We start from the raw sequence: 12,854 nt of genomic DNA, 5'->3' as shown, positions 1-12,854 counted from the left end.
CTTGTGATCGCCCTCTCCCTCGCCGAGATCGCAGCAGTCGTCGGCGGGCAGACGTACGACATACCGGATCCGTCCGTGCGGGTCACCGGACCGGTCGTCCGGGACTCCCGCGAGGTGGCCCCCGGCAGCCTCTTCGTCGCCTTCGCCGGCGAACGCGTGGACGGCCACGACTACGCGGCAGCGGTCGTCGAGGCGGGTGCGGTGGCCGTCCTGGCCGCCCGCCCGGTCGGTGTCCCCGCGATCGTCGTGGACGACGTCCAGGCGGCGCTCGGCACCCTCGCGCGGCACGTCGTGCGGCGGCTGGGCACGACGCTCGTCGCGCTCACCGGCTCGGCCGGCAAGACCAGCACCAAGGACCTCATCGCCCAGGTGCTCCGCCGCAAGGCGCCGACCGTCTTCACGCCCGGCTCGCTCAACAACGAGATCGGGCTGCCGCTGACCGCGCTCTCCGCGACCGAGGAAACCCGCTTCCTGGTACTGGAGATGGGCGCCCGCGGCATCGGCCACATCCGCTACCTCACCGACCTGACGCCCCCCAAGGTGGGCCTCGTCCTGAACGTCGGCACCGCCCACATCGGCGAGTTCGGCGGCCGCGAACAGATCGCACAGGCAAAGGGCGAGTTGGTCGAGTCGCTGCCGCCGGCGAGCGAGGGCGGTGTCGCGGTCCTCAACGCCGACGACCCATTGGTACGGGCCATGGCCTCCCGTACGACCGCGAAGGTGGTCCTTTTCGGAGAGTCCGGCGAAGCGGACGTACGGGCCGAGAACGTACGACTCACGGACAGCGGACAGCCCGCCTTCAGCCTTCGCACACCCTCCGGGTGCAGCGACGTGACCATGCGCCTGTACGGTGAGCACCACGTGTCGAACGCGCTCGCCGCGGCCGCCGTCGCCCATGAGCTGGGCATGTCCGTGGAAGAGATCGCCACCGCACTCTCCGAGGCGGGCTCCCTCTCCCGCTGGCGGATGGAGGTCACCGAGCGCCCGGACGGCGTGACGATCGTCAACGACGCCTACAACGCGAACCCTGAGTCCATGAGAGCTGCTCTGCGTGCGCTGGCAGCCATGGGCGAAGCCTCACGGGCAAAGGGGGGTCGGACCTGGGCGGTGCTCGGCAAGATGGCCGAGCTCGGGGACGAGGCGCTCGCCGAGCACGACGCGGTCGGACGGCTAGCCGTCCGGCTCAATGTCGGCAAGCTCGTCGCGGTCGGGGGCAGGGAAGCCGCCTGGCTGCAACTGGGCGCATATAACGAGGGTTCGTGGGGTGAGGAGTCGGTGCACGTGTCCGACGCACAGGCGGCTGTCGACCTGTTGCGCAGCGAGTTGCGCCCGGGGGACGTCGTACTCGTGAAGGCGTCCCGTTCGGTCGGCCTCGAGAGCGTCGCGCTGGCGCTGCTCGCGACCGGGGCCGAGGGCGAGGTCGCCGCCCGATGATGAATCAGATCCTGTTCGCGGGTGTGATCGGCCTCTTCCTGACGCTGGTCGGCACCCCGCTGCTGATCAAGCTGCTGGCGCGCAAGGGCTACGGCCAGTACATCCGCGACGACGGCCCGCGCGAGCACGCCAGCAAGCGCGGTACGCCGACGATGGGCGGCATCGCGTTCATCTTCGCGACGGTCGCCGCGTACTTCCTGTCCAAGCTGATCAGCGGCAAGCCGCCGACCTACACCGGTCTGCTGGTGCTGGGCCTGATGTGCGGCATGGGCCTGGTCGGGTTCCTCGACGACTACATCAAGATCGTCAAGCGGCGTTCGCTGGGTCTGCGGGCCAAGGCGAAGATGGCCGGCCAGTTGATCGTCGGCATCGCCTTCGCGGTGCTCTCGCTGCAGTTCTCCGACTCGCGCGGCAACACCCCGGCCTCCACCAAGCTGTCGTTCATCACGGACTTCGGCTGGACGATCGGCCCGGTGCTGTTCGTGGTCTGGGCGCTGTTCATGATCCTCGCGATGTCCAACGGCGTGAACCTGACGGACGGTCTGGACGGCCTCGCCACCGGCGCCTCCGTCCTCGTCTTCGGCGCGTACACGTTCATCGGCGTCTGGCAGTTCCAGGAGTCGTGCGCCAACGGCGAGACGCTGACCAACCCGAGCGCCTGTTACGAGGTGCGCGATCCGCTCGACCTCGCGGTCATCGCCTCCGCGCTGATGGGCGCCTGCCTCGGCTTCCTGTGGTGGAACACCTCGCCGGCCAAGATCTTCATGGGCGACACCGGTTCGCTGGCGCTCGGCGGTGTGCTGGCGGGTCTCGCGATCTGCTCCCGCACCGAGCTGCTGATCGCCCTGCTCGGCGGCCTGTTCGTCCTGATCACCATGTCGGTGGTCATCCAGGTCGGCTCCTTCAAGCTCACCGGCAAGCGGGTCTTCCGGATGGCGCCACTCCAGCACCACTTCGAACTCAAGGGCTGGTCCGAGGTCCTGGTGGTGGTCCGCTTCTGGATCATCCAGGGCATCTGTGTGATCGTCGGACTGGGTCTCTTCTACGCGGGATGGGCAGCAGACAAGTGACCGATGGGCAGGGGCTCTCCTGGGAGGGCACGCACGTCACCGTCGCCGGGCTCGGCGTCTCCGGCATCCCGGCGGCCAAGGTGCTGCACGGGCTCGGCGCGAGGGTCACCGTCGTCAACGACGGCGACGACGCACGCGCGCGTGAGCAGGCCGCCGAGCTGCGGACCCTGGGCGTCACCGTGCGCCTGGGCGACGGGGCGACCCTGCCCGAGGGCACCGAACTCGTCGTCACCGCACCCGGCTGGAAGCCCGACAAGCCCCTGTTCACGGCCGCCCGCGAAGCCGGCGTGCCCATCTGGGGCGACGTCGAACTGGCCTGGCGCCTCAGGGAACTGGACGGCCGAGAAGCAGCCCCCTGGCTGTGCGTCACCGGCACCAACGGCAAGACGACCACCACGCGCATGCTGGCCTCCATCCTGACGGCGGCCGGCCTGCGCACGGCGGCCGTCGGCAACATCGGCGTCTCGCTGCTGGACGCCGTCCTCGGCGAGGAGCGCTACGACGTCCTCGCCGTCGAACTCTCCAGCTACCAACTGCACTGGGCGCCCTCGCTGCGCGCCCACTCCGCCGCCGTCCTCAACCTCGCCCCCGACCACCTCGACTGGCACGGCTCCATGGAGGCGTACGCCAAGGACAAGGGCCGCGTCTACGAGGGCAATCGCGTCGCCTGCGTCTACAACGTGGCCGACCCGGCCACCGAGGACCTGGTGCGCGAGGCGGACGTCGAGGAGGGCTGCCGGGCCATCGGCTTCACGCTCGGTGCGCCCGCGCCGTCCCAACTCGGCGTCGTGGACGGCATCCTGGTCGACCGCGCCTTCGTCGAGGACCGGCAGAAGAACGCCCAGGAACTCGCCGAGGTCGCGGACGTCGATCCGCCCGCCCCGCACAACATCGCCAACGCCCTTGCCGCGGCGGCCCTCGCCCGGGCCTACGGGGTGCCTCCCAAGGCCGTACGGGACGGTCTGCGGGCCTTCACCCCGGACGCCCACCGCATCGCCCACGTGGCGGACGTGGACGGCGTCGCGTACGTCGACGACTCCAAGGCGACCAACACCCATGCCGCGCAGGCCTCGTTGGCGGCCTACGAGTCGATCGTCTGGATCGCCGGCGGGCTCGCCAAGGGCGCGACCTTCGACGAGTTGGTCGCCCAGTCCGCGAAGCGACTTCGCGGCGTCGTGCTCATCGGCGCCGATCGCGCCCTGATCCACGAAGCCCTGACGCGACACGCCCCGGAAGTACCCGTCGTCGACCTCGACCGGACCGACACTGGGGCGATGCTCGCGGCCGTCCAGGAGGCCCGGCGCCTCGCCGCCGAAGGGGACACGGTGCTCCTCGCCCCGGCCTGCGCCTCCATGGACATGTTCGTCAACTACAACCAGCGCGGTGACGCGTTCGCTTCTGCCGTCGGCGAACTCGGCACCTGACCCGGCCGCCTGCCGGGCGACCTTGGGAGGGACGCGTGGGACCGTCACGGCCGACGTACGGCGCTCGCGCCGCGGGCAGGGGAGCAGCGGATGCCCGGTAGCCGTACCGGGCGTCCGCCCGTCCAGCGGACCGTCCGCAGACCCGCCGCCGCCCGCCCGCGCCCCGACAACCCCCTGCGCAGGCTGCGCACGCGGGTCCAGAAGGCCTGGGACCGGCCGCTGACCGCCTACTACCTGATCTTCGGCGGCAGCCTGCTGATCACCGTGCTGGGCCTCGTGATGGTCTACTCGGCGTCCCAGATCACCGCGCTTCAGATGTCGTTGCCCGGCTCGTTCTTCTTCCGCAAACAGTTCCTGGCCGCCACCATCGGGGCCGTGCTGCTGCTGGCCGCCTCCCGGATGCCGGTGAAGCTGCACCGGGCGCTCGCCTACCCGATCCTCGCCGGGGCCGTCTTCCTGATGGCCCTGGTGCAGGTGCCGGGGATAGGGATGTCGGTCAACGGCAACCAGAACTGGATCTCGCTCGGCGGCTCCTTCCAGATCCAGCCCAGCGAGTTCGGCAAGCTCGCGCTGGTGCTGTGGGCCGCCGACCTGCTCGCCCGCAAACAGGACAAGAACCTGCTGGCCCAGTGGAAGCACATGCTGGTGCCGCTGGTGCCGGTCGCGTTCCTGCTGCTCGGGCTGATCATGCTCGGCGGCGACATGGGCACCGCGATCATCCTGACGGCCATCCTGTTCGGCCTGTTGTGGCTGGCGGGGGCGCCCACCCGGCTCTTCGTCGGGGTGCTGTCGATCGCCGCCACGATCGGTGTGATCCTCATCAAGACCAGCCCGAACCGGATGGCCCGGCTCCAGTGCATCGGCGCCACCGACCCCGGTCCGGGCGACGCCTGCTGGCAGGCCGTGCACGGGATCTACGCCCTGGCCTCCGGCGGGATCTTCGGCTCCGGGCTCGGCGCGAGTGTGGAGAAATGGGGTCAACTCCCCGAAGCGCACACCGACTTCATCTTCGCCGTCACCGGTGAGGAACTGGGTCTCGCGGGGACGCTGTCGGTACTCGCCCTGTTCGCGGCTCTAGGCTATGCGGGTATCCGCGTGGCCGGACGCACGGAGGACCCCTTCGTGAGGTATGCCGCGGGAGGCGTGACCACCTGGATCACCGCGCAGGCGGTGATCAACATCGGTGCGGTGCTCGGCCTGCTGCCGATCGCCGGCGTCCCGCTCCCGCTGTTCTCCTACGGGGGTTCCGCCCTGCTGCCGACCATGTTCGCCATCGGGTTGCTGATCGCCTTCGCACGCGACGAGCCCGCTGCGCGGGCGGCGCTTGCGATGCGGCATCCCCGTTTTGGTAGAAAACGGGGGGCGGGGGGCCCCGCGTTCGACCGGAGCCCCCGGAGATGGAACACGATGCGACGGCGTGCCTCGGCGGCGCGCTCGTCCGGAGAGCGGTGAATTTCGGTGCATGTCGTACTCGCTGGTGGGGGGACCGCCGGCCACATCGAGCCCGCGCTCGCCCTCGCGGACGCCCTGCGCAGGCAGGACCCCACCGTGGGGATCACGGCTCTGGGCACGGAACGCGGCCTGGAGACCACGCTCGTTCCGCAGCGGGGCTACGACCTCGCGCTGATCCCCGCCGTGCCGCTGCCGCGCAAGCCCACCCCCGAACTGATCACCGTCCCGGGCCGGCTGCGCGGCACGATCAAGGCCGCCGAGCAGATCCTGGAGCGCACCAAGGCGGACTGCGTCGTCGGCTTCGGCGGCTACGTGGCGCTGCCCGGCTACCTCGCCGCCAAACGCCTGGGCGTCCCGATCGTCGTCCACGAGGCCAACGCCCGCCCCGGCCTGGCCAACAAGATCGGCTCGCGCTACGCGGCCCGGGTGGCCGTCTCCACGCCCGACAGCAAGCTGCGCGACGCCCGCTACATCGGCATCCCGCTGCGCCGCTCCATCGCCACCCTGGACCGTGCCGCCGTGCGCCCCGAGGCCCGCGCGATGTTCGGGCTCGACCCCAACCTGCCCACGCTGCTGGTCTCCGGCGGCTCGCAGGGCGCCCGCCGCCTCAACGAGGTCGTCCAGCAGGTCGCGCCCTACCTCCAGCAGGCCGGCATCCAGATCCTGCACGCGGTCGGCCCGAAGAACGAACTGCCGCACGTACAGCAGATGCCGGGAATGCCCCCCTACATCCCGGTACCGTACGTGGACCGGATGGACCTCGCGTACGCCGCCGCCGACCTGATGCTCTGCCGCGCGGGCGCGATGACCGTCGCCGAACTCTCCGCCGTCGGGCTCCCGGCCGCCTACGTCCCGTTGCCGATCGGCAACGGCGAACAGCGGCTGAACGCCCAGCCGGTGGTCAAGGCGGGCGGCGGACTGCTGGTCGACGACGCGGAACTGACCCCCGAGTGGGTCCGGGAGACCGTCCTGCCCGTCCTCGCCGACCCGCACCGGCTGTACGAGATGTCCCGCGCCGCCAGCGAGTTCGGCCGCCGGGACGCCGACGACCTGCTCGTCGGCATGGTGTACGAGGCGATCGCCGCCTCCCGTGCACACCGATAGGCACGTGTGACGAAAGGGCAGGGAGCGTGGCCGGATCCGCCACCGCCGAGCGCGGGGCACGCCAGCAGGAGTCGTCCGGCCCGCCCCTGGTCCGGCGGTTGGGGCCACAACGGCTTCGTATGATCATCATCCTCGCGCTGGTCGTCGTACTCCTCGGTGCGGGCGCTGTCTGGGTGTTGTACGGCTCCACGTGGCTGCGGGTGGAGCGGGTCTCCGTCTCGGGCACGAGTGTGCTGACCCCGCAACAGGTGCGTGAAGCCGCCGCCGTACCGGTCGGATCTCCGTTGATTTCCGTCGATATCGACGCGATCGAGAACCGGTTGCGTACGGAACTGCCCCGAATCGACGAGGTCGACGTGGTTCGTTCCTGGCCCCATGGAATCGGCCTGAAAGTGACCGAACGCACGCCGATTCTGCTGGTCCGAAAAGGGGCGAAGTTCGTGGAAGTGGACGACGAAGGAGTCCGTTTCGCCACGGTTTCCGAGGCCCCGAAAGGCGTTCCGCTTCTGGAGATGGCCGTTTCCTCCTCGCGTTCGGCCGCCGCGAGTCTGCGCCGCTTCGGCGAGGCACGGCTGGTGCGCGAGGCGGTGCGGGCCGCCGGCTCCCTGCCGGCCGCCGTCGCGCGGGACACCCGGACGGTCAAGGTCCGCTCGTACGACGGGATCTCGCTGGAGTTGAGGGGCGGCCGTACGGTCGCGTGGGGCAGTGCCGAGAAGGGCGCGGCGAAGGGCCGGGCACTCACCGCTCTCATGAAAGCCGCCCCGGCCGCGCGGCACTTCGACGTGAGTGCTCCCACCGCCCCTGCGTCATCAGGAAGTTGACGCACATTCGCGCAGGCCAGCACCCTGGTTGGGCACTGACACGGCTGATCACATAGGGTGAAAAGAAAAACGGGAGGTTCGGCGTGTTCGTTGAACGGGCGCCACTTGTCGACTTAGTGTCCTGTTCAGAAGACTCCAAGGAACAGACACACTGGTAACCCTAAACTTCACCGTTAGGGTTCGGGTCGGGAAACGGACCGTCCCATTCGGCATCAGTCGTCGGATCGCATCACCTGCGAGGCGACGACACGTAACTCGAGGCGAGAGGCCTTCGACGTGGCAGCACCGCAGAACTACCTCGCAGTCATCAAAGTCATCGGTGTCGGCGGCGGTGGTGTCAATGCCATCAACCGGATGATCGAGGTCGGTCTCAAGGGCGTCGAGTTCATCGCCATCAACACCGACGCGCAGGCGCTGTTGATGAGCGACGCCGACGTCAAGCTCGACGTCGGCCGCGAACTGACCCGCGGCCTTGGCGCCGGCGCCAACCCGGCCGTCGGCCGCAAGGCCGCCGAGGACCACCGCGAGGAGATCGAGGAGGTCCTCAAGGGGGCCGACATGGTCTTCGTGACGGCCGGCGAGGGAGGCGGCACCGGCACCGGCGGCGCGCCCGTCGTGGCCAACATCGCCCGCTCCCTGGGCGCCCTCACCATCGGCGTGGTCACCCGCCCGTTCACCTTCGAGGGACGGCGCCGGGCCAACCAGGCGGAGGACGGCATCGCCGAACTCCGCGAAGAGGTCGACACCCTCATCGTCATCCCCAACGACCGGCTGCTGTCCATCTCGGACCGCCAGGTCTCGGTCCTCGACGCCTTCAAGTCGGCCGACCAGGTCCTGCTCTCCGGCGTTCAGGGCATCACCGATCTCATCACCACCCCCGGTCTGATCAACCTGGACTTCGCCGACGTCAAGTCGGTCATGTCCGAGGCCGGTTCGGCCCTCATGGGCATCGGCTCGGCCCGCGGCGACGACCGCGCGGTGGCCGCCGCCGAGATGGCGATCTCCTCGCCGCTCCTGGAGGCCTCCATCGACGGCGCCCGGGGCGTCCTGCTCTCCATCTCCGGCGGCTCCGACCTCGGCCTGTTCGAGATCAACGAGGCCGCCCAACTGGTCAGCGAGGCCGCCCACCCCGAGGCCAACATCATCTTCGGCGCGGTCATCGACGACGCGCTCGGCGACGAGGTCCGGGTCACCGTCATCGCGGCGGGCTTCGACGGGGGGCAGCCCCCGACCCGCCGGGAGACCGTCATGGGCTCCTCCTCGTCCTCGGCCCGCCGTGACGAGCCCACTCCGGTACGGCAGTCGGAGAGCCGCCCGTCCTTCGGCTCGCTCGGCAGCGTGACCCCGAGGGAGGACCCGGAGCCGGCCCCCGAGCCGGTGGCCGACCTCCCGGTCTCGCCGCCGGTGCCGCCGTCGCGGTCCTACTCGGACAGTGCGGCCGAGGAGCTGGACGTGCCGGACTTCCTGAAGTGATAGGACAGCGCGAGAGCGCGAGCGGCGCGCACTTCGCCTTCACCGACCGGTGGGGCGGGGTGAGCGCCGCTCCGTATGAGCAGCTCAACCTCGGCGGAGCGGTCGGCGACGACCCCGAGGCCGTCCGCGCCAACCGGGCGCTGGCCGCCGGGTCGCTGGGGCTCGACCCGGGCCGGGTGGTCTGGATGAACCAGGTGCACGGCGCCGACGTCGCCGAGGTCGAGGGGCCGTGGACCACCCCGGTCACCCCGCCGGTCGACGGTCTGGTGACCGCGACCCGCGGACTCGCGCTCGCCGTGCTGACCGCCGACTGCGTGCCGGTGCTGCTCGCCGACCCGGTCGCCGGCGTGGTCGCCGCGGCCCACGCCGGGCGCCCCGGCATGCTCAAGGGCATCGTGCCCGCCGCGATCGACGCGATGGAGTCGCTCGGCGCCGACCCCGCCCGGATCGTCGCCCGCACCGGTCCCGCCGTGTGCGGCCGGTGCTACGAGGTGCCGGAGGAGATGCGCGCCGAGGTCGCCGCCGTCGAGCCGGCCGCGCACGCCGAGGCGAGCTGGGGCACTCCCGCGGTCGACGTGACCGCCGGCGTGCACGCGCAGCTCGACCGGCTCGGGGTGCGCGACCGCCAGGCGTCGCCGGTGTGCACCCGCGAGTCGAAGGACCACTTCTCGTACCGCCGCGACCGCTCCACGGGGCGACTCGCGGGATATGTCTGGCTGGGCTGACGGGCATGACAGGTATGACGGACTTGACGGGCATGGCGGACCGTAGGGGCGAACTCGCCGCGAATCTGGCGAAGGTGGAGGAGCGCATCGCCGCCGCGTGCGCGGCGGCCGGTCGCAAGCGGGAGGAGGTGACCCTGATCGTGGTCACCAAGACCTACCCGGCGAGCGATGTGCGGATCCTGGCGGAGCTCGGCGTGCGCCAGGTCGCCGAGAACAAGGACCAGGACGCGGCGCCCAAGGCGGCCGACTGCTCCGACCTGCCCCTCCAGTGGCACTTCGTCGGCCAGTTGCAGACCAACAAGGTGCGCTCCGTGGTCGGTTACGCGGATGTGGTGCAGTCGGTCGACCGGGCCAGGCTGGTGACGGCCCTGTCGAAGGAGGCCGTGCGGGCCGGGCGGGAGGTGGGCTGCCTGATCCAGGTGGCCCTCGACGCCGGGCTGAGCGAGCGCGGTGAGCGGGGCGGCGTGGCCCCCGGCGGCATCGGGGAGTTGGCCGCTCTGGTCGCCGGCTCCCCGGGGCTGCGGCTTGCCGGACTGATGACCGTCGCACCCCTGACCGGGGAATACGCGGGGCGCCAACGGGCGGCGTTCGGGCGGTTGATGGATTTGTCGACTGACCTGCGCCGCGTCCATCCGGCTGCGAACATGGTGTCCGCAGGGATGAGTGCGGACCTCGAGGAGGCCGTGGCGGCCGGAGCGACACATGTACGCGTCGGCACCTCGGTACTCGGAGTCCGCCCCAGGCTCGGGTAACGTCGCCAGGAAGTCGGACCACAGCAGAAAATATGGTCATTACCGCCGATGGCGGGTAGAAGGGCCACGTGGATCGCGGGACTTGGCAGTCGAAAGTCGATCCACCACAGAGCGGAGGACTCAGAGCATGGCCGGCGCGATGCGCAAGATGGCGGTCTACCTCGGCCTCGTGGAGGACGATGGGTACGACGGCCGGGGATTCGACCCCGACGACGACTTCGAACCCGAGCTCGACCCTGAGCCCGAGCGGGACCACCGGCGGCACGAGCCGGCTCACCAGTCCCACGGTGCACATCAGTCACAAAGGGACGAAGAGGTACGAATCGTACAGCCGCCCGCTCCGCGTGAGCCGGCGGCCCGATCTTCTTCGCTCGGCGCGGAATCCGGACGTCCGGCGCGCATCGCGCCCGTGGCATCCATCACACAAGAACGTCAGTCCCTGGAGAAGAACGCACCGGTGATCATGCCCAAGGTCGTGTCGGAACGAGAGCCGTACCGGATCACCACACTTCACCCCCGGACCTACAACGAGGCCCGTACCATCGGGGAACACTTCCGTGAGGGCACCCCGGTGATCATGAATCTGACGGAGATGGATGACACGGACGCGAAGCGACTTGTCGACTTTGCGGCCGGTTTGGTGTTTGGTCTCCACGGCAGCATCGAGCGGGTGACGCAGAAGGTGTTCCTGTTGTCGCCTGCTAACGTCGATGTCACGGCGGAGGACAAGGCCCGCATCGCAGAGGGCGGGTTCTTCAACCAGAGCTGAGACGCAAGACCGGATACGGCAGTACAAAGAAGTACGAAGCAGTACAGAGCGGCACGGAATCAGGGGAGAGGGAAGCGCGGATCATGAGCGTGTTCTTGGATGTCATCAAGTTCGTGCTGATGTGCTTCCTGGTGGTGCTCATCTTCCGGTTGGTCATGGACTACGTCTTCCAGTTCGCCCGCTCATGGCAGCCCGGCAAGGCGATGGTGGTCGTTCTGGAGGCCACCTACACTGTCACCGATCCACCGCTCAAGCTCCTACGGCGGGTCATCCCGCCGTTGCGTCTCGGGGGCGTGGCGCTCGACCTGTCCTTCTTCGTACTGATGATCATCGTCTACATCCTGATCTCGATCGTGAGTCGGCTGTGAGCGATGTGAACTACCGTCTTGCCGATGCCGACGACTACGTTGAGGTGAAGAGATGCCGTTGACCCCCGAGGACGTGCGGAACAAGCAGTTCACGACCGTCCGCCTCCGAGAAGGCTATGACGAGGACGAGGTCGATGCCTTCCTCGACGAGGTCGAAGCCGAACTGACCCGCCTGCTCCGGGAGAACGAGGACCTGCGCGCCAAACTGGCCGCGGCGACCCGTGCTGCTGCCCAGAACCAGCAGAACATGCGCAAGCCTCCTGAGCAGGACCAGCAGCAGGGCGGTATGCAGCAAGGCGGTATGCAGCAGGGCGGTATGCAGCAGCAGGGCATGCCCCAGCAGGGTGGCATGCAGCAAGGCGGTATGCAGCAGGGCGGTATGCAGCAGCAGGGCATGCCCCAGCAGGGAATGCCTGGGCAGGGGATGCAGCAGCAGGGCATGCGAGGCCCGGGCGGCCCGGTGCCCGCCGGCATATCGGGCCCGCCGCAGCAGCAGATGGGCGGCCCCATGGGCGGCCCGCCCCAGTTGCCGAGCGGTGCCCCGCAGTTGCCCGCCGGTCCCGGCGGCCAGGGCGGTCCGCAGGGTCCCGGCCCGATGGGTCAGGGTCCGATGGGCCAGGGCCCCATGGGTCAGGGTCCGATGGGCGGCCAGCCGCCCATGCAGCAGCAGATGGGTGGTCCGATGGGCGGCCCCATGGGTGGTCCGATGGGCGGCCCCGGTCAGGGCCCCGGTGGCGACAGCGCCGCCCGTGTCCTCTCGCTGGCCCAGCAGACCGCCGACCAGGCGATCGCCGAGGCCCGTTCCGAGGCCAACAAGATCGTCGGCGAGGCGCGTTCGCGTGCCGAGGGTCTCGAGCGTGACGCCCGTGCCAAGGCCGACGCCCTGGAGCGGGACGCGCAGGAGAAGCACCGCGTCGCCATGGGCTCCCTGGAGTCCGCCCGCGCGACGCTGGAGCGCAAGGTCGAGGACCTGCGTGGCTTCGAGCGCGAGTACCGTACGCGCCTGAAGTCCTACCTCGAGTCCCAGTTGCGGCAGCTTGAGACGCAGGCCGACGACTCCCTCGCTCCGCCGCGTGCCCCGGCCGCAGCGTCCCTGCCGCCGTCCCCGGCGCCCTCGATGGCTCCGGCCGGCGCGAGCGCCCCGTCCTACGGCGGCAACCCGGGCATGGGCGCGCCGAGCCCGGCCGCTCCGTCCTACGGCGGACAGCAGCAGCAGATGTCCCCGGCGATGACTCAGCCGATGGCGCCGGTACGTCCGCAGGGTCCCTCCCCGATGGGCCAGGCTCCCTCGCCGATGCGCGGCTTCCTGATCGACGAGGACGACAACTGACGGCCAGTAGTACGCCTTAGGCGTCGGCAGCGTTCAAAGGGCGGGACCCCGGATTTCCTCCGGGGTCCCGCCCTTTTTACGCGTGTTGACGGCGATCACGGCGGGGTTCGCCCACTGGAACGGGCGGGGACG

At 70.0% G+C, this 12,854-nt stretch carries 12 protein-coding genes; all 12 read left to right on the top strand.

The annotated features are described in order from the left end of the window. Positions 1-3 precede the first annotated feature (3 nt). The 12 genes from murF (at position 4) to BMZ82_RS07895 (ending at position 12,722) form a co-directional block, all read left to right on the top strand. Positions 4-1,434, top strand: a complete 1,431-nt coding sequence (gene murF, locus BMZ82_RS07955) for a UDP-N-acetylmuramoyl-tripeptide--D-alanyl-D-alanine ligase (protein ID WP_093773181.1) — start codon at positions 4-6, stop codon at positions 1,432-1,434. Further along, a complete protein-coding gene (mraY, locus tag BMZ82_RS07950) occupies positions 1,431-2,504 on the top strand; it encodes a phospho-N-acetylmuramoyl-pentapeptide-transferase (RefSeq protein WP_093773179.1) in 1,074 nt (357 codons plus the stop codon). Before murF ends, mraY begins: the two co-directional genes overlap by 4 nt. Beyond that, positions 2,486-3,928: a UDP-N-acetylmuramoyl-L-alanine--D-glutamate ligase gene (gene murD, locus BMZ82_RS07945; protein WP_177244425.1), complete on the top strand. Its 1,443-nt coding sequence runs from the start codon at positions 2,486-2,488 to the stop codon at positions 3,926-3,928. Before mraY ends, murD begins: the two co-directional genes overlap by 19 nt. Before the next feature lie 90 nt (positions 3,929-4,018). After that, on the top strand, positions 4,019-5,380 hold the full coding sequence (gene ftsW / locus BMZ82_RS07940) for a putative lipid II flippase FtsW (protein WP_093773175.1): 1,362 nt from the start codon (positions 4,019-4,021) through the stop codon (positions 5,378-5,380). A gap of 6 nt (positions 5,381-5,386) precedes the next feature. Then, entirely contained in the window at positions 5,387-6,484 is a 1,098-nt protein-coding gene (gene murG / locus BMZ82_RS07935) for an undecaprenyldiphospho-muramoylpentapeptide beta-N-acetylglucosaminyltransferase (RefSeq protein WP_093773173.1), read from the top strand. A gap of 26 nt (positions 6,485-6,510) precedes the next feature. After that, the gene (locus BMZ82_RS07930; RefSeq protein ID WP_093773171.1) at positions 6,511-7,305 is read left to right on the top strand and encodes a cell division protein FtsQ/DivIB; all 795 of its coding nucleotides are present in this window, start codon (positions 6,511-6,513) and stop codon (positions 7,303-7,305) included. Positions 7,306-7,581: 276 nt separating this feature from the next. Further along, a complete protein-coding gene (ftsZ, locus tag BMZ82_RS07920) occupies positions 7,582-8,778 on the top strand; it encodes a cell division protein FtsZ (RefSeq protein ID WP_093773167.1) in 1,197 nt (398 codons plus the stop codon). Beyond that, positions 8,775-9,503, top strand: coding sequence for a peptidoglycan editing factor PgeF (gene pgeF, locus BMZ82_RS07915; protein WP_093773165.1), 729 nt, complete (start codon positions 8,775-8,777; stop codon positions 9,501-9,503). Before ftsZ ends, pgeF begins: the two co-directional genes overlap by 4 nt. Positions 9,504-9,535: 32 nt before the next feature. Next, the gene (locus BMZ82_RS07910) at positions 9,536-10,255 is read left to right on the top strand and encodes a YggS family pyridoxal phosphate-dependent enzyme (RefSeq protein ID WP_093773430.1); all 720 of its coding nucleotides are present in this window, start codon (positions 9,536-9,538) and stop codon (positions 10,253-10,255) included. 127 nt (positions 10,256-10,382) lie between these two features. Then, positions 10,383-11,024 carry a cell division protein SepF gene (locus tag BMZ82_RS07905; RefSeq protein ID WP_093773163.1) on the top strand — a complete coding sequence of 214 codons (642 nt, stop codon included), beginning with the start codon at positions 10,383-10,385 and terminating at the stop codon, positions 11,022-11,024. Between the two features lie 83 nt (positions 11,025-11,107). After that, positions 11,108-11,392, top strand: a complete 285-nt coding sequence (locus BMZ82_RS07900; RefSeq protein ID WP_093773161.1) for a YggT family protein — start codon at positions 11,108-11,110, stop codon at positions 11,390-11,392. 52 nt (positions 11,393-11,444) lie between these two features. Further along, positions 11,445-12,722 (top strand): DivIVA domain-containing protein, encoded by a 1,278-nt coding sequence (locus BMZ82_RS07895; protein WP_093773159.1) that lies wholly within the window; start codon positions 11,445-11,447, stop codon positions 12,720-12,722. The last annotated feature ends 132 nt before the right edge of the window (positions 12,723-12,854 follow it).

This window comes from Streptomyces sp. yr375 (assembly GCF_900110755.1).
Classification (GTDB): domain Bacteria; phylum Actinomycetota; class Actinomycetes; order Streptomycetales; family Streptomycetaceae; genus Streptomyces.
This window is presented reverse-complemented; position numbering and strand designations above follow the sequence as displayed.